This is a genomic window from Streptomyces brasiliensis (assembly GCF_014647875.1).
GTDB classification, from domain to species: Bacteria; Actinomycetota; Actinomycetes; order Streptomycetales; family Streptomycetaceae; genus Streptomyces; species Streptomyces brasiliensis.
The window spans coordinates 289,493-306,068 of sequence record NZ_BMQA01000002.1 but is presented as its reverse complement, the minus strand read 5'-3'; the positions used below and the strand labels follow the sequence as shown (position 1 = coordinate 306,068).

Here is a 16,576-nt window from a genome sequence, read left to right as displayed (position 1 = left end):
GCCGGGGCCCACGACGGGGCCCCGGGACCTCAAGAACCGACGAGAAGGCACATGCAGTGAACATGCGCAACCAGTGGCCGGTCCTGCCCGTCGTGGTGGGACTGGCCTCCGGCCTGTTGACCGGCTGCGGCACCGACAGCGGCGGGAGCACCGACAAGGGCTCCAGCGTCGTGATCGGAATGTCCGACGACGTCCTCGCCACCGACCCTGCGTCCGGATACGACCCCGGCTCCTGGCTGTTGTTCAACAACGTGTTCCAGTCACTGCTCAGCTTCCCCAAGGGCGGCACGGAACCTCAGCCGGAAGCCGCGAAGGAGTGCGCCTTCACCGACAGCGAGGCCAGGGTCTTCAAGTGCGAACTCAAGCCCGGCCTCAAGTTCAGCAACGGCGACGCGCTCACCGCGCAGGACGTGAAGTTCTCCTTCGACCGCATGCTGAAGATCAATGACGACGCAGGTCCCGCCGTCATGTTCCCGACGCTCGAAAAGGTCGAGACGCCGGACGCGAAGACCGTCGTCTTCCACCTGAACGCCTCCGACGCCACTTTCCCCAGCAAGATCGCCTCGGGTGCCGGCTCCATCGTCGACCACCAGCAGTACGACGCGAACGGCCTGCGCGAGGACCACCAGGCCGTCGGCTCCGGTCCGTACAAGCTGGACTCCTTCAGCGACGACGAAGCCGTCTTCTCCGTCAACGCCGACTACAAGGGCACCGCCGAGCTCAACAACTCCGGTATCACCCTGAAGTTCTTCCACAACGACCGCAGCGCCCTGAAGAAGGCCCTGCTCGACGACCAGGTCGACATCGCCTACCGAGGCCTCACCGCGACCGACATCACCGGCATCGACCAGCAGGACGACAGCAAGGGCGTCGAGGCCATCGAGGGCAGCAGCGCCGAGGTCCAGCACCTGGTCTTCAACATGAAGGACCCGGTCACCGGCAAGCTCGGCGTCCGCAAGGCCATGGCCTACCTGCTCGACCGTGACTCCCTCATCGACCACGTCTACCAGGGCACCGCCACCCCGCTGTACTCGATCATCCCGGCCGGCATCGTCGGCCACAACACCGCCTTCTTCGACACCTACGGCTCCCGGCCCTCCAAGGACAAGGCGGCGGCGGCCCTCCAGGCCGAAGGCATCACCGGCAAGGTCAAGCTCACCCTCTGGTCCACCCCGTCGCGCTACGGCCCGGCCACCGACCAGGAACTGAAGACCATCGCCGACCAGCTCAACGCCAGCGGACTGTTCGACGCGGACGTCAAGTCCGTCGCCTTCGGCCAGTACGAGAAGGACATCGCGGCCGGCAAGTACGGCGTCTACGTGAAGGGCTGGGTGCCGGACTACCCCGACGCCGACAACTTCACGGCCCCCTTCTTCGGCAAGGACAACGTGCTCGGCAACTACTACACCAACCACACGATCACCGGCTCGCTCATCCCGAGCACCGCCGCTCAGAGCGACCGCGCCGCCACCGACAAGGACTTCGGCCGACTCCAGGACATCGTGGCCGCCGAACTGCCCATCCTGCCCATCTGGCAGGCCAAGCAGTACGCGGTCGTCCGCGACGGCGTCTACGGCCTCGAGTACTGCCTCGACGCCTCGACCGTGTTCCGCTTCTGGGAACTCAGCAAGGGCTGAGCGGCAGACAGCGGTACGGGCGGTACGGACACAGAGGGCGTTCCCTTCTCCGCGAGAGACGGGAACGCCCTCTTCTTCGTCTTCGTACGCCGCCCTACTGCGCGCCCGGACGCACCAGCCCGCTCTCGTACGCGTACACCGCCGCCTGTACCCGGTCGCGCAGGCCCAGTTTGGTCAGCACGTGCCCGACGTGCGTCTTGACGGTCGTCTCGCTCACGAACAGGTCGGCGGCGATCTCCGCGTTCGACAGCCCGCGCGCCACCAGCTTCAGCACCTCGACCTCACGGTCGGTCAGCGTGTGCAATGTGTCCGGCACCGGCTCCTCGCCGGACGGCAGATGCGTGGCGTACTTGTCCAGCAGCCGCCGCGTGATGCTCGGCGCCAGCATGGCCTCGCCCGCGGCCACCACCCGGATCGCCTGCACCAGCTCATTGGCGGGCGCGTCCTTCAGCAGGAACCCGCTGGCTCCCGCACGCAACGCCTCCACCACGTACTCGTCGAGGTCGAACGTGGTCAGCACCAGCACCTTCGCCGGGCCGTCCCGGCCAGGACCGGAGATCTGCCGGGTCGCCTCCACCCCGTCCATCCGCGGCATGCGGATGTCCATCAGCACCACATCCGGCTGCAGGGCACGGACCTGGTCGAGGGCCTGGAGACCGTCTCCGGCCTCGCCGACGACCGCGATGTCCTGCTCCGCCTCCAGGATCATCCGGAAGCCGGTACGCAGCAGCGGCTGGTCGTCGACCAGTAGGACGCGGATGGCCACGTAAGTCTCCTTCGCTAGTCCGGGCCCATTCTGCCCTGCGCCCGCTCGCCGGTTCGCCCCCAGGGCGCCCCAACCGCTGCCGGCTCACACCGCACCGGACCCGGCCGCCCTCACCGGCAACGGATACGGCGGGGGAGTGCCCCCGAACTCCGGGCAGTGCGCCTGGTGATCGCACCACCCGCACAGCTTCGTCGGACGCGGCCGCCAGTCACCGGTCTCGGTGGCCTGACGGATCGCCTCCCACAGCGCCAGCAGCTTGCGTTCGACCCGCTCCAGATCGGCGAGAACCGGGTCGTACGTCAGCACGTCCCCACTGCCCAGATACACGAGCTGGAGCCGCCGCGGGATCACCCGCTTCAGCCGCCAGACCACCAACGCGTAGAACTTCATCTGGAACAGCGCGCCCTCCGCGTACTCCGGTCTCGGCGCCTTGCCCGTCTTGTAGTCGACGATCCGCACCTCGCCCGTCGGTGCCACGTCGACCCGGTCGATGATCCCGCGCAGCCTCAGCCCCGACTCCAGCTCGGCCTCGACGAACATCTCCCGCTCGGCCGGCTCCAGCCGCGTCGGATCCTCCAGCGAGAACCAGCGCTCCACCAGCCGCTCCGCCTCGCCCAGCCAGCCCGCCAGCCGCTCGCCCTCCGGATCGTCGGCGAACAGCTCCGCGACCTCCGGCCGCGTCTCGCGCAGCCGCTCCCACTGGCCCGGGATCAGCGACTTGGCCCGGGGCGCGGTCCGCTCGGCGGCGGGCGCGTCGAAGAGCCGCTCCAGCACAGCGTGCACCAGGGTCCCTCTGGTCGCCGCCTCGCTCGGTTTCTCCGGCAGCCGGTCGATCACCCGGAACCGGTACAGCAACGGGCACTGCATGAAGTCGCCGGCCCGCGAGGGAGACAGGGACGCGGGCGCCGCGGCGACCGCCACGGCAGGTATGTCCGAACCGCCCGCTGTCGCTGAGACCACAGTGACCTGCGTGAACGCCCCGCCCTCCGGCACCGTGTCGCCGGACGGGGCCTCCGTGGCACCCTCGATGCTGCTGTCCATGACCACAGACCATACGTGCCACCACTGACAGTGAGCCGGCCGTGGGCCCGGGCGCCGTACGACGGCCGGGCAAACACGATGCCGGGGCGTAACGTGTCCCGACGGCCGCATACCATCGACCCCAGACCCTTCCGCCCGGCTGGCGCGGAGGACGCTTCGAACGAGGGGACACCGTGGACGTGAGCGGCGGGAACGGGCAGCCGCGGCCCGGCAACGACAGCCCGACAGACCACCCCGCACCTCCTGCACCCCAGACCCCCGAACACCCCGACGAGGGGAAGCCCCGCACGGCTCCACAGGGGAACCCCGAGGAGCCCAGCGACAGCACGGCGCCGCATGAGGAGGGCAACGAGCCTCACGGCCGTACTGCTCCGCAGGGCGATGCCGAGGAGCCCGACGACCGCACGGCACCCCGGGGAGAGGCCGACGAGACGCACGGCCGTACCGCGTCGCAGGAGGACGGCGGAGAGGCCCATGGTCGTGCCGCTCAGCGGGGCGACAGCGAGGCGACCCCCGCGCGCACGGTCCCGCAGGGCGACGGCACGGCGCCCCAGGGAGAGAGCGTCGAGGCGCACGGCCGTACCGGGTCGCAGGGAGACGGCGCGTCCACCCACGGCCGTACCGCCCCGCGCGGCGACGGCGAGACGGCCTGCGCCCCCAGCGACCCGCAGGGCGATGCGGAGCGGGACCGAGCGCCCCGTACCGGCACCGGCGACACCACGCCGGCCCAACCCGCCGCCGACAACCGGCCACCCACAGCCACCACCCCCGCGGCCCCCACCTCCGCAGCGCCGACTCCCGCGGGCCACGAACCCACCGAGCCCACCTCGGCGCACCGGCCGGCCTCCGAGCCCACCCCCGCACCCCCTCACACCCCGGACCCGGCCGCCCCCGACACCCGCTCCCTCGCCGACGCCGGTATCAGCAAGGGACGCCCCCCGCAGCGGCCCAAGGAGCCCGGTGGCGGGCTGCTCATGGGACGGCCCTTCGGTGTGCCCGTGTACGTGGCGCCCAGCTGGTTCCTCGTCGCCGCGCTGATCACCTGGGTGTTCGGCGGCCAACTCGAGCGCGTGCTGCCCGAGCTCGGCGCCGCCCGCTACCTCGTGTCCCTCTTCTTCGCGGTCGCCTTCTACGCCTCCGTCCTCGTCCACGAACTCGCCCACACCGTCGCCGCCATCCGCTACAAACTCCCGGTCCGCCGCATCCAGCTCCAGTTCTTCGGCGGCGTCTCCGAGATCGAGAAAGAGGCGGAGACCCCCGGACGGGAATTCGTCCTGGCCTTCGTCGGCCCCCTCCTGTCCCTCGTCCTCGCCGGGCTGTTCTACCTCGCCCTCCAGCCCGTCCAGCCCGGCACGGTCCCCGGCGTCCTGCTCGCCGGCTTGATGGTGTCCAACCTGATCGTCGCCGCGTTCAACCTCCTGCCCGGCCTCCCCCTCGACGGCGGCCGCATGCTCCGCGCCGTCGTCTGGAAGATCACCGGCAGGCCCATGAGCGGCACCGTCGCCGCCGCCTGGGTCGGCCGCGCCCTCGCCATCACCGTCCTGATCGGCCTCCCGCTCCTCAACCAGTCCGGCGCCCTCGGCAACAGCAGCGAGGACATCAGCGGCATGGACACCGTCACCGACGCCCTGCTCGCCGCGATCCTCGCCGCGATCATCTGGACCGGCGCCGGCAACAGCCTCCGCGTGGCCCGGCTGCGCGAACACCTCCCCGAACTGCGCGCCCGCACGCTCACCCGCCGCGCCGTCCCGGTCGAGAGCGACACCCCTCTCTCCGAGGCCCTGCGCCGGGCCAACGCCGCCGGCGCCCGCGCCCTGGTCGTCGTCGACGCCGACGGCAACCCCCTCTCCCTGGTCCGCGAGGCCGCCATCGTCGGCGTACCCGAACACCGCCGCCCCTGGGTCGTCGTCAGCGGCCTCGCCCAGGACCTCACGGACGGCATGCGCGTCTCCGCCGAACTGGCCGGAGAGGACCTGCTGGACGTCCTGCGGGCCACCCCGGCGACGGAGTACCTGGTCGTCGAGGAGAGCGGCGAGATCTACGGCGTCCTGTCGGCGGCGGACGTGGAACGAGCCTTCGTCAAGGCAATGGCCCGCCCCGCCGGCTAGTGCTGTGGCCGGGAAGGTATGCCGTCGCGAGCCGGTGAACCTTTCCGGTCAGAGCACCAGCTCCAGGACCCTCCGCACATGGTCGGCGACCCCCTCAAACGCCGGTAGGCTGGTCACATGTCCGAACCGACCGGTGCCGCCCGCAGGCGCGGGCCCTTCAAGGTCGGGGACCAGGTACAGCTGACCGACCCCAAGGGCCGCCACTACACGTTCACGCTCGAAGCCGGGAAGAACTTCCACACCCACAAGGGGTCCTTCCCGCACGACGAACTGATCGGTGCTCCCGAGGGCAGCGTTGTCCGCACCACCGGCAACGTCGCCTACCTCGCGCTGCGCCCCCTGCTCCCCGACTACGTCCTGTCCATGCCCCGCGGGGCAGCCGTCGTCTACCCGAAGGACGCGGGGCACATCCTCGCCTTCGCCGACATCTTCCCCGGCGCCCGCGTCGTCGAGGCCGGCGTCGGCTCCGGCTCGCTCAGCAGCTTCCTGCTGCGCGCCATCGGCGACCAGGGCATGCTGCACTCCTACGAGCGCCGCGAGGACTTCGCCGAGATCGCCCAGCAGAACGTGGAGCGCTACTTCGGCGGACCGCACCCCGCCTGGCAGCTCACCGTCGGGGACCTCCAGGACAACCTCTCCGACACCGACGTCGACCGCGTCATCCTCGACATGCTCGCCCCCTGGGAATGCCTCGAGGCCGTCTCCAAGGCACTCGTGCCCGGCGGCATCCTCTGCTGCTACGTCGCCACCACCACCCAGCTCGCGCGGACCGTCGAGTCCATCCGCGAGATCGGCTGCTTCAACGAGCCGACCTCCTGGGAGACGATGATCCGCAACTGGCACATCGAGGGCCTCGCCGTCCGCCCCGACCACCGCATGATCGGCCACACCGGCTTCCTGCTCACCGCCCGTCGCCTCGCGGACGGCGTCGAGCCCCCCATGCGCCGCCGCCGCCCCGCCAAGGGCGCCTACGGCGAGGACTACGCCGGCCCCAACGCCGACGGCGGAACAGGCCGCTGACCCGCCCCACACCACCACCAACGCACAGGCGCCGTGGCCGAGTTCCGGACCGATTCCGGGAACTCGGCCACGGCGCCCGTGCGTTGACAGGACACCGGACGACCCAGACCTTCGGGCCCCAGCCCGGCAACGCCTGCGAAAACCCGGACCCCGCCGTTCCCCCGCACTGTGACGTGTGGCACCATGCTGGCCACCCCCACCGGCACAGCCCTCACAGGAGACACTCCTAGTGCAGCACTCCGCCGTCCCGGAACTCGCTCACGCACACCCCCGACCCATCCACTGGGTCGCCACCGCAACCGCTGTCCTCGGCGCCGTGGCACTCTCCTCAGTGCTGCAGCCCGGCTCGGCCAAAGCCGCCCAGCCCGCCGCCGGTACGCAGTCCAAGACCGCACCCGCGGCCACCGCCCCCAGCACCACAGGCGTCGACTTCCCCCTGGAATGCGGCCCGGTGAAGGTCCTGGTGCAGAAGAAGGCCAGCGGGGACCTCGACGGCGACGGCCGCCCCGAGACGGTCGCCGTGGTCCACTGCGACGCCCCCATGGGCACCCCGCCCGACGCCGTCTACGTCCTCACCCAGGCCGCCGGCGCCCGGCAGCCCCGCGTCGTCGCCACCCTCGTCGACCCCAAGGACCGGCACACCGTCACCGACTTCGCCGTCCGTGCCGGAGCCGTCACCGCCACCCTGCTCGGCTACTCCTCGGCCGACGTGCCGAGTTGCTGCCCCGACGTCAAGAGCGACGCCAAGTGGCAGTGGAACGGCCGCGCGTTCGTCCGCTCCACCCCCTCCGCCGCCCACAGCGTGTGACATGCCGACTGCGACATAGAGGCATCCCGGTCCGGCATGTGAGATGTGAGAAACCAGACAGAGGTCACCACATGTGCCCGACGCGTCACTCCGCGTCGGGCCCGTAGACCTCGACCCTGTCCGAAACCCGGCGTACATGGATGCACTCACCGGGGCACTCCCGCGCCGAGTCGACCACATCCGTGAGAAGCGGCAACGGCACCGCAGTCACTGCCCCCTTGGCTTGCAACAGCTCGTCGTCCGCGCCCTTCACGTAGGCCAGCCCGTCGATGTCCAGCTCGAACACCTCAGGCGCGTACTGGGCACAGATCCCGTCGCCCGTACACAGATCCTGATCGATCCAGACCTCCAGCGCCCCGTCGCCGCGGGCCTCCTGCTGCACGCTCATCTCTCCTGCCGGTGAATACGTCGAACCGATCGGGAATCCGGCCAGCTCTGACGGGTGTTGAACAGTGGTGACCCTACCCCCGGCCGCTTCCCAATCATGTTCACTGGGTATTCCCCTGGCGTGAGGGAGAGCGCAAGGGTGAAGATCGGACACCTCTTGACAGTCTTTGTGATCTAGGGGTTTCAATCGACACCCACCCAGGTAGGGTCTGGAAGCGTCCAGCTCCCCTTGGAGGAGGTGAGGACCGTGGCAGCCCACGACGACGACATGAACCGCGGCATCCGCCCGGGACGAGGGTCCGAGGACCCGGCCGGGCAGATCGCCTACCTTGAGCAGGAGATCGCCGTCCTGCGACGCAAGCTCGCCGACTCTCCGCGACACACGAGGATTCTCGAAGAGCGGATCGTCGAGCTGCAGACGAACCTGGCCGGCGTGTCCGCCCAGAACGAGCGACTCGCCAACACGCTCCGCGAGGCCCGGGACCAGATCGTGGCCCTCAAGGAAGAAGTCGACCGGCTCGCCCAGCCACCGGCCGGCTTCGGAGTCTTCCTGCAGGCCAACGAGGACGGAACCGCCGACATCTTCACCGGCGGCCGCAAACTCCGGGTGAACGTCAGCCCAAGCGTCGAGGTCGACGACCTCAGGCGCGGCCAGGAAGTCATGCTCAACGAAGCGCTCAACGTGGTCGAGGCCATGAAGTTCGAGCGCGTCGGGGACATCGTCACCCTCAAGGAGATCCTCGAGGACGGCGAACGCGCCCTGGTCCTCGGGCACACCGACGAGGAACGGGTGGTACGGCTCGCCGAGCCGCTGCTGGACGTCACCATCCGCCCCGGCGACGCCCTCCTGCTCGAACCCCGCTCCGGCTACGTCTACGAGATCGTCCCCAAGAGCGAGGTCGAGGAACTCGTCCTCGAAGAGGTCCCGGACATCGGCTACGAACAGATCGGCGGCCTCTCCGGCCAGATCGAGGCCATCCGCGACGCGGTCGAGCTCCCGTACCTCTACCCCGACCTGTTCAAGGAGCACGAACTGCGCCCGCCCAAGGGCGTCCTGCTCTACGGACCGCCCGGATGCGGCAAGACGCTCATCGCCAAGGCCGTCGCCAACTCCCTCGCCAAGAAGGTCGCCGAGGTGACCGGCCAGGCCGCCGGCAAGAGCTTCTTCCTCAACATCAAGGGCCCCGAGCTGCTCAACAAGTACGTCGGTGAGACCGAGCGGCAGATCCGCCTCGTCTTCCAGCGTGCCCGTGAGAAGGCCAGCGAGGGCACCCCCGTCATCGTCTTCTTCGACGAGATGGAGTCCCTCTTCCGCACCCGCGGCTCCGGCGTCAGCTCGGACGTGGAGAACACCATCGTCCCCCAGCTGCTCGCCGAGATCGACGGTGTCGAAGGCCTGCAGAACGTGGTCGTGATCGGCGCCTCCAACCGTGAGGACATGATCGACCCGGCCATCCTGCGGCCCGGCAGGCTCGACGTGAAGATCAAGATCGAACGCCCGGACGCCGAAGCGGCCAAGGACATCTTCCAGAAGTACCTCACCGAGCGCCTCCCGCTGCACGCGGACGACCTCGGCGAACACGGCGGCGACAAGACCCTCACCGTCCAGAGCATGATCCAGACGGCTGTGGAACACATGTACGCCGAATCCGAGGAGAACCGCTTCCTGGAGGTCACCTACGCCAACGGCGACAAGGAAGTCCTCTACTTCAAGGACTTCAACTCCGGCGCCATGATCGAGAACATCGTCGGACGCGCCAAGAAAATGGCGATCAAGGAATTCCTCGACAACAACCAGAAGGGCCTCCGCGTCTCCCACCTGCTCCAGGCCTGTGTGGACGAGTTCAAGGAGAACGAGGACCTGCCCAACACCACCAACCCGGACGACTGGGCCCGGATCTCCGGCAAGAAGGGCGAACGGATCGTCTACATCCGTACCCTCGTCACCGGAAAGCAGGGCGCGGACACCGGACGCTCCATCGACACGGTGGCGAACACGGGTCAGTACCTGTAAAAGGCGGGGCCGCTGCGGGTGCCCTCACCGGGTACCCGCAGCGGACTGTTTTTCAGGCCACGGCTGGAGCAGGCAATGACGCAAATGATCTCCCCACCAGCGCAAAGGCGTTCTAGGCTCTTTCGTACCGCCGAGTCGCGCAGTGCGGGGACGGGCACCGCACACGCACCGGAGCGCCAGCGGTACGTGAGCGGCGCCCAAGACCGAGGGTGCCGCCGGGCAAGGAGGGCCGCATGACCGTACGGCGAGTAATGGGCATCGAGACGGAGTACGGCATCTCCGTCCCCGGCCACCCCAACGCCAATGCCATGCTCACCTCGTCCCAGATCGTCAACGCCTACGCGGCGGCGATGCACCGGGCCCGCCGGGCCCGCTGGGACTTCGAGGAGGAGAACCCGCTGCGGGACGCGCGAGGCTTCGACCTCGCCCGCGAGGCCGCCGACGCCAGCCAGCTCACCGACGAGGACATCGGCCTCGCCAACGTGATCCTCACCAACGGCGCACGACTCTACGTCGACCACGCACACCCCGAATACAGCGCCCCTGAAGTCACCAACCCGCGGGACGCCGTCCTCTGGGACAAGGCCGGCGAACGCATCATGGCCGAGGCCGCCGAGCGGGCCGCCCAGCTGCCCGGCGCCCAGCCGATCCACCTCTACAAGAACAACACCGACAACAAGGGCGCCAGCTACGGCACGCACGAGAACTACCTGATGAAGCGGGAGACCGCCTTCTCGGACATCGTGCGCCACCTCACGCCCTTCTTCGTCTCCCGCCAGGTCGTCACCGGCGCCGGCCGCGTCGGCATCGGTCAGGACGGCCACGAACACGGCTTCCAGCTCAGCCAGCGCGCGGACTACTTCGAGGTCGAGGTCGGCCTGGAGACCACGCTCAAGCGTCCGATCATCAACACCCGCGACGAACCGCACGCCGACGCGGAGAAGTACCGCCGGCTGCACGTGATCATCGGCGACGCGAACCTCTCCGAGATCTCCACGTACCTCAAACTGGGTACCACGGCCCTCGTCCTCTCGATGATCGAGGACGGCTTCATCGCCGTGGACCTGGCCGTCGACCAGCCCGTCCGCACCCTCCACCAGGTCTCGCACGACCCGACGCTCAAGCGCCTCGTCACGCTCCGCAGCGGCCGGACACTCACCGCGGTCCAGCTCCAGATGGAGTACTTCGAGCTCTCCCGCAAGTACGTCGAGGAACGCTACGGCGCGGACGCCGACGACCAGACCAAGGACGTCCTGACCCGCTGGGAGGACACCCTCAACCGGCTCGAGAACGACCCGATGAGCCTCGCCGGGGAACTGGACTGGGTGGCCAAGCGAGAGCTGATGGAGGGCTACCGCCGCCGCGACGACCTCGACTGGGACGCCGCCCGGCTGCACCTCGTCGACCTCCAGTACGCGGACGTACGGGCCGAGAAGGGCCTCTACAACCGTCTGGCGGCCCGCGGCCGCATCAAGCGCCTCCTGGACGAGACCGAGGTCGACAGGGCGCGCACGAAGCCGCCGGAGGACACCCGGGCCTACTTCCGCGGCCGCTGCCTGGAGCAGTACGCCGACGACGTCGCGGCCGCGTCCTGGGACTCCGTGATCTTCGACCTGCCCGGGCGGGACTCCCTCCAGCGCGTTCCAACCCTCGAACCACTACGCGGAACGCGAAATCACGTCAAGGAGCTGCTGGACCGCTGCCGTACGGCGGAAGACCTGGTCAGGGTCCTCTCCGGCGGCTGACCCGAGATGTCGGACCGTACCGGGCGCGCGGGGTGGAAATCCCGGCTCCCGGGAATCATCGAGGTGGCCCCCGTGCGTTGGAGAAACTGCGGGGCCGATGTCGGACCCGGCTTGTAGGGTCTGATCATCACCGATCGGCAGGAATGCCGACCTGTCGACCATGTCGGGCGAACTGAGCGGGGTGAGGGTTATGGCGACCAAGGACACCGGCGGCGGCCAGCAGAAGGCGACGCGCTCGACCGAGGAGGTCGAGGAGCAGTCGCAGGACGCGCAGGCTGCGGAGGACCTGAAGGAACGGCAGGAGAAGCTGTCGGACGACGTGGACTCCGTGCTGGACGAAATCGACGACGTCTTGGAGGAGAACGCCGAGGACTTCGTACGCTCGTTCGTTCAAAAGGGTGGACAGTAGTTCACAAACATGAACGACGGGGGCGGGAAGAAGTGCTCGACGTGTCAGGAGGTACTTCCGGTCAGCGCGTTCGCGAGCAACCGGTCACGGCCTGATGGCCTGCAGACCGGTTGCCGTGAATGCGCTGCGGGGTACTACCGGCGTCGCCAGGAAGCCAGGGGCAAGATCGTTCGCGACCAGGTGGATGTGCCCGACGGGCACAAGCTCTGCCGGACATGCGGCGAGATCAAGCCGCACAGCGAATGGCATCGCAATACGACCGCTTCGGACGGTCTGTCGACGCGCTGCAAGGCCTGCCGGGCCGAGCGCGGGCGGCGAGACCACCTGATGCGCCAATACGGCCTCACCGAAGCCGAGCGGGACGCGATGGTGGCCTCCCAGCGGGGGCTCTGTGTGATCTGCTTGCAAGCTCCGGCCGTGTATGTGGATCACTGCCACAGGACGGGTAGGGTCCGTGGCGTACTGTGCTTCAACTGCAACTCGGCCATCGGCAAGCTGGGGGACGACCCCGACGCCGTACGTCGGGCCGCCGCCTATCTGGAAGGAAACTCGTGGAAGCCAACACTCGTGGCACCGGGCGTCTACCAGCTGCCTTCCTGACGCCTGGGTCCTCCTCGTTCATGGACTTTCTCTCCGATCACCAGCCCGAGCTGCTCCCCGGGAAGCGGCAGCTGCCGCCCACCCAGGGGGTCGTCGAGGCTCCGCACGGCACGACCATCGTCGCCGTGACCTTCCCGGGCGGCGTCGTGCTGGCCGGTGACCGGCGGGCCACCATGGGCAACGTCATCGCGCAGCGGGACATCGAGAAGGTGTTCCCGGCGGACGAGTACTCGGCCGTCGGTATCGCCGGCACCGCCGGTCTCGCCGTCGAGATGGTCAAGCTTTTCCAGCTGGAGCTGGAGCACTTCGAGAAGGTCGAGGGCGCTCAGCTGTCGCTGGAGGGCAAGGCGAACCGGCTGTCGACCATGATCCGGTCCAATCTCGGCATGGCCATGCAGGGGCTGGCTGTCGTGCCCCTGTTCGCCGGGTTCGATGTAGACCGTGACAAGGGGCGGATCTTCTCGTACGACGTCACCGGCGGCCGTTCCGAGGAGCACGGGTACGCCTCCACCGGCTCCGGTTCGATCTTCGCGCGCGGTGCCATGAAGAAGCTGTTCCGTGAGGACCTGACCGAGGACCAGGCCACGACCCTCGTGGTGCAGGCCCTGTACGACGCGGCAGACGACGACTCGGCGACCGGTGGTCCCGATGTCGCCCGCCGGATCTACCCGATCGTCACCGTGATCACCGAGGACGGTTTCCGCCGGCTCACCGAGGACGAGTCCTCCGAGATCGCCCGCTCGGTGCTGGAGCGCCGGCTGGAGCAGCCCGACGGCCCGCGGGCCGCGCTGCTGTAGTCCGGCTGCGGTTCTTGTCAAGGTGATCCTGTGACTTCGACAGAAAGGGACGGATAACCGGTGTCGACGCCGTTCTATGTCTCACCCCAGCAGGCCATGGCCGACCGGGCGGAGTACGCCCGCAAGGGCATCGCCCGTGGCCGCAGCCTGGTCGTGCTGCAGTACGCCGACGGCATCGTCTTCGTCGGCGAGAACCCGTCCCGTGCGCTGCACAAGTTCAGCGAGATCTATGACCGGATCGGGTTCGCGGCCGCCGGCAAGTACAACGAGTACGAGAACCTGCGCATCGGTGGTGTCCGGTACGCCGATCTGCGCGGTTACACCTATGACCGTGATGACGTGACCGCCCGTGGTCTGGCGAACGTGTACGCCCAGACGCTGGGCACGATCTTCTCGAGTGCGGCCGAGAAGCCGTACGAGGTGGAACTGGTCGTCGCCGAGGTAGGTGTCTCCCCTGAGGGTGACCAGATCTACCGGTTGCCGCACGACGGTTCGATCGTGGACGAGCACGGCTCGGTCGCGGTCGGCGGCAATGCGGAGCAGATCAGCAGTTTCCTGGACCAGCAGCACCAGGACGGCATGAGCCTGGCCGAGGCGCTCAAGCTGGCCGTACAGGCCCTGTCCCGGGACACGAACGGCACGGAGCGGGAGATTCCCGCCGAGCGCCTGGAAGTGGCCGTACTGGACCGTACGCGTCCGCAGCAGCGCAAGTTCAAGCGCATCGTCGGCCGTCAGCTCTCCCGCCTGCTGGAGGCGGAGGGCGCGGCCACGGAGGCGGAGAGCTCCGAGGAGGAGTAGGCGCGCCTCACCCCGCCCTTGGTGTGCCCCGGCCGACGCTACGGCCGGGGCACACGGCGTTCGGGGCCGGCGTTCAGGCTGTGTGTGGCGGTGCCGTGGAGCCCCGTACCACCAGCTCCACGGGAATGTCGCCGCTCTCCGGCTCCCGGCCTTCCAGGACGGCCAGCAGGGCCCGCATGCCGCGTTCGCCGAAGAGTTCCGCGTCGAGGCGTACGGTCGTCAGTTCGGGGTCGAGGGCGGTGGCGAGGGCGAGGTTGTCGAGGCCGGTGACGGAGATGTCGTCGGGGACGCGGAGTCCGAGGCGGCGTACGGCCTTGTAGGCGCCTGCGGCGAGCATGTCGTCGTCGCACACCACCGCGGTGGGGCGGGGGCCGCTGAGGGCGGCTTCGGCGGCGGTCACGGCGCCTTCGATGGAGATGGGAGCGCGGGCGGTGCGCAGGGTGGTGCCCTCGACGGTGCCCACTCGGGCGGCCAGTTCACGCGCGCGTACGTCGAAGGTCCAGGACGCGACGTCGGCGGCGAGGTGGAGGAAGTGCCGGTGGCCGAGGGCCAGCAGGTGGTCGGCGACCTGGCGTACGCCGTCGGCGATGTCGAGGTTCACGGTCGCGGCACCGAGGCTGCCGTCGGGGTCGCTGTCGAGCATCACGAGGGGCAGTTGGTCGCCGCGGATGGCGGTGAGGGCGTCGGCGGCCATGGAGGAGGCGATGACGCCGTCGAGGGCGGCTTGGGCGGAGGCGAAGGGGTTGCGGGCCGGGCCGATGCCTTCGGGGGAGGGGTAGAGGACGATGCCGAAGCCGTGCTGGGCGGCGACGCGGGCGGCGCCGGTGTAGACGCCGGCGAAGAACTCGGTCGTGAGGGCGGGGACGACGAGGAGCACGGTGCGGGTGCGGCCCATGCGGAGGTTGCGGGCGGCGAGGTTGGGGCGGTAGCCGAGGTCGCGTGCGGCTTCCCGGACGCGTTCGGCGGTGGCGGCCGAGACCCGGCCGTGCCATTTGTCGCCCAGGACGAGTGAGACGGCGGCCTGGGAGACTCCGGCGGCCTGGGCGACGTCACGGCTCGTCGGTCGCGTGCTGCTGCGTGCCACCGTGGGTGCGCTCCTTCGCCTTGCCTTCGTCTGGACTGGGAACAGCGCACATGGTACGTATGGCGGAGCAAGTTATACGTAACACGTGGAGGGCGGGACATGGCCGCGGGATACCTGGAGATCCTCAGGGCGAGACACGCGGCCCGACTGCTGGTGGGCACGCTGGTGGGCCGGCTGCCGAACGCCACGGCCGCGATCGCGCTGGTGCTGTTCGTCCGCGCCGAGGGCGGGACGTACAGCCTGGCGGGGGTGCTGGCGGCCGTGTACGGGGTCGCCAACGCCGTGGGGCAGCCGGCCCTGGGGCGGCTGGTGGACCTGCACGGGCAGCCCCGGGTGCAGCTGCCCGCGGCCGTCCTCTCCGCGCTCTCGATGACCGTCTTCGCCTTCTCCGGCACCGACCCGCTGCCCCTCGCGTATGCCGCCGTGGCGGCCGCCGGTCTGTTCACTCCGCCCCTGGAGGGCGGTCTGCGGGCGCTGTGGCCCTCGGTGCTGCGCCGGGAGGAGCAGGTGCACACGGCGTACGCCATGGACGCGGTGGCGCAGGAGGTCATGTTCACGGTCGGGCCGCTGCTGGTGACGCTGTGCGTGTCGCTGTGGGACGAGCGGGCCGCGCTGCTGGTCCTGAACGTCGTGGGTGTGCTGGGCGCGCTCTCCGTGGTGGTGTCGGCGCCGTCGCGCAGGTGGCGTTCGGCGCCGCGCGAGGCACACTGGCTGGGTGCGCTCAGGTCGCCCGGCCTGCTGGCGCTGCTCGGCGCGTTCCTGTTCGTGGGGATCGCGCTCGGCTCCATCACGGTGGCGTCGGTGCCGTACGCCGACGGCCACGGTGGTGACGTGGTGTACGGCTGGCTGATGGCCGCCCTGGGCCTCGGCGCGCTCGTGGGCGGGATCGTCTACGGGGCCCGTCGGTGGAGTGGCGTGCCCGAGCGGCGACTGCGTGTGCTGGTGGGGCTTCTGGCGGTGTGTTACCTGCCGCTCATGCTGCTGCCCGGCGCGGTGGCCATGGTGCTGCTCACCGTGCTCGCCGGGGTGTTCCTCGCGCCGTGCATCGCCTGCGCCTTCGTCATCGTGGATCGGCATGCGCCGCGCGGCACGGTCACCGAGGCGTTCTCCTGGCTTGTGACGACGTTCACGGTGGGTGCGTCGGTCGGAACGGGCCTCGCGGGCCCGGTGGTCCAGGCGGGCGGCGCCCTGTGGGGCTTCGCGGTTCCGGGTGCCGCGGGCGCCGTGTCGTTGCTGGTTCTGCTGGCCACCGGGCGGGTCCTCGCAGCTCCCGCGCGAGGTGCGGTCGTTGCGGCTTCATCGGAAAATGATCGAGATCGTGCTGTCCAACCCCGTTTCAGCTCGGAGGATCGGGCGTAATGT

Annotated in this window: 15 protein-coding genes; 11 read left to right on the top strand and 4 right to left on the bottom strand. The window is 69.4% G+C overall.

Going from position 1 to position 16,576, the window contains the following annotated elements; genetic code table 11:
* Positions 1-56: 56 nt before the first annotated feature.
* A complete protein-coding gene (locus IEZ19_RS05070) occupies positions 57-1,637 on the top strand; it encodes an ABC transporter substrate-binding protein (RefSeq protein WP_189309762.1) in 1,581 nt (526 codons plus the stop codon).
* Between the two features lie 94 nt (positions 1,638-1,731).
* Here IEZ19_RS05070 and IEZ19_RS05065 read toward each other — a convergent pair whose 3' ends face one another.
* Positions 1,732-2,403, bottom strand: a complete 672-nt coding sequence (locus IEZ19_RS05065) for a response regulator (RefSeq protein ID WP_094216819.1) — start codon at positions 2,401-2,403, stop codon at positions 1,732-1,734.
* 84 nt (positions 2,404-2,487) lie between these two features.
* Positions 2,488-3,444, bottom strand: coding sequence for a RecB family exonuclease (locus tag IEZ19_RS05060; protein WP_268248612.1), 957 nt, complete (start codon positions 3,442-3,444; stop codon positions 2,488-2,490).
* 179 nt (positions 3,445-3,623) lie between these two features.
* On the opposite strand from IEZ19_RS05060, the gene IEZ19_RS05055 reads away from it, so the two are divergent.
* From IEZ19_RS05055 to IEZ19_RS05045, 3 genes are all read left to right on the top strand, one after another.
* The gene (locus tag IEZ19_RS05055) at positions 3,624-5,552 is read left to right on the top strand and encodes a site-2 protease family protein (RefSeq protein WP_373296913.1); all 1,929 of its coding nucleotides are present in this window, start codon (positions 3,624-3,626) and stop codon (positions 5,550-5,552) included.
* Between the two features lie 117 nt (positions 5,553-5,669).
* Positions 5,670-6,572, top strand: a complete 903-nt coding sequence (locus tag IEZ19_RS05050) for a tRNA (adenine-N1)-methyltransferase (RefSeq protein ID WP_189309760.1) — start codon at positions 5,670-5,672, stop codon at positions 6,570-6,572.
* 229 nt (positions 6,573-6,801) lie between these two features.
* On the top strand, positions 6,802-7,380 hold the full coding sequence (locus tag IEZ19_RS05045; protein ID WP_189309759.1) for a hypothetical protein: 579 nt from the start codon (positions 6,802-6,804) through the stop codon (positions 7,378-7,380).
* Positions 7,381-7,465: 85 nt separating this feature from the next.
* On the opposite strand, the gene IEZ19_RS05040 is transcribed toward IEZ19_RS05045, so the two are convergent.
* Positions 7,466-7,768, bottom strand: coding sequence for a ferredoxin (locus IEZ19_RS05040; protein WP_189309758.1), 303 nt, complete (start codon positions 7,766-7,768; stop codon positions 7,466-7,468).
* A 246-nt stretch (positions 7,769-8,014) separates the two neighbouring features.
* Here IEZ19_RS05040 and arc point away from each other — a divergent pair, with 246 nt between their 5' ends.
* From arc to prcA, 6 genes are all read left to right on the top strand, one after another.
* Complete coding sequence (gene arc, locus IEZ19_RS05035; RefSeq protein WP_189309757.1) at positions 8,015-9,781, top strand: proteasome ATPase; 1,767 nt, start codon at positions 8,015-8,017, stop codon at positions 9,779-9,781.
* Positions 9,782-10,014: 233 nt separating this feature from the next.
* The gene (dop, locus tag IEZ19_RS05030; protein ID WP_373296912.1) at positions 10,015-11,526 is read left to right on the top strand and encodes a depupylase/deamidase Dop; all 1,512 of its coding nucleotides are present in this window, start codon (positions 10,015-10,017) and stop codon (positions 11,524-11,526) included.
* A gap of 190 nt (positions 11,527-11,716) precedes the next feature.
* Positions 11,717-11,935, top strand: coding sequence for a ubiquitin-like protein Pup (locus tag IEZ19_RS05025; RefSeq protein ID WP_189309756.1), 219 nt, complete (start codon positions 11,717-11,719; stop codon positions 11,933-11,935).
* A gap of 9 nt (positions 11,936-11,944) precedes the next feature.
* Positions 11,945-12,535, top strand: a complete 591-nt coding sequence (locus IEZ19_RS05020; protein WP_189309755.1) for an endonuclease VII domain-containing protein — start codon at positions 11,945-11,947, stop codon at positions 12,533-12,535.
* The gene (gene prcB, locus IEZ19_RS05015) at positions 12,487-13,332 is read left to right on the top strand and encodes a proteasome subunit beta (RefSeq protein WP_189309754.1); all 846 of its coding nucleotides are present in this window, start codon (positions 12,487-12,489) and stop codon (positions 13,330-13,332) included. The genes IEZ19_RS05020 and prcB overlap by 49 nt, the downstream gene beginning before the upstream one ends.
* A 60-nt stretch (positions 13,333-13,392) precedes the next feature.
* Positions 13,393-14,130 carry a proteasome subunit alpha gene (prcA, locus tag IEZ19_RS05010; RefSeq protein ID WP_189309753.1) on the top strand — a complete coding sequence of 246 codons (738 nt, stop codon included), beginning with the start codon at positions 13,393-13,395 and terminating at the stop codon, positions 14,128-14,130.
* A 73-nt stretch (positions 14,131-14,203) separates the two neighbouring features.
* On the opposite strand, the gene IEZ19_RS05005 is transcribed toward prcA, so the two are convergent.
* Positions 14,204-15,214, bottom strand: a complete 1,011-nt coding sequence (locus IEZ19_RS05005; RefSeq protein ID WP_189309752.1) for a LacI family DNA-binding transcriptional regulator — start codon at positions 15,212-15,214, stop codon at positions 14,204-14,206.
* A 99-nt stretch (positions 15,215-15,313) separates the two neighbouring features.
* Between IEZ19_RS05005 and IEZ19_RS05000 the strand changes: the two genes are divergently transcribed.
* Positions 15,314-16,573, top strand: coding sequence for an MFS transporter (locus IEZ19_RS05000; protein ID WP_189309751.1), 1,260 nt, complete (start codon positions 15,314-15,316; stop codon positions 16,571-16,573).
* Positions 16,574-16,576: the final 3 nt, after the last annotated feature.

Bases quoted from the DNA above. Each gene is read 5' to 3' on its own strand.
- IEZ19_RS05060 (WP_268248612.1), bottom strand. From the start codon at position 3,444: ATGGACAGCAGCATCGAGGGTGCCACGGAGGCCCCGTCCGGCGACACG.
- IEZ19_RS05050 (WP_189309760.1), top strand. From the start codon at position 5,670: ATGTCCGAACCGACCGGTGCCGCCCGCAGGCGCGGGCCCTTCAAGGTC.
- IEZ19_RS05025 (WP_189309756.1), top strand. From the start codon at position 11,717: ATGGCGACCAAGGACACCGGCGGCGGCCAGCAGAAGGCGACGCGCTCG.
- IEZ19_RS05000 (WP_189309751.1), top strand. From the start codon at position 15,314: ATGGCCGCGGGATACCTGGAGATCCTCAGGGCGAGACACGCGGCCCGA.
- IEZ19_RS05020 (WP_189309755.1), top strand. From the start codon at position 11,945: ATGAACGACGGGGGCGGGAAGAAGTGCTCGACGTGTCAGGAGGTACTT.
- IEZ19_RS05040 (WP_189309758.1), bottom strand. From the start codon at position 7,768: ATGAGCGTGCAGCAGGAGGCCCGCGGCGACGGGGCGCTGGAGGTCTGG.
- dop (WP_373296912.1), top strand. From the start codon at position 10,015: ATGACCGTACGGCGAGTAATGGGCATCGAGACGGAGTACGGCATCTCC.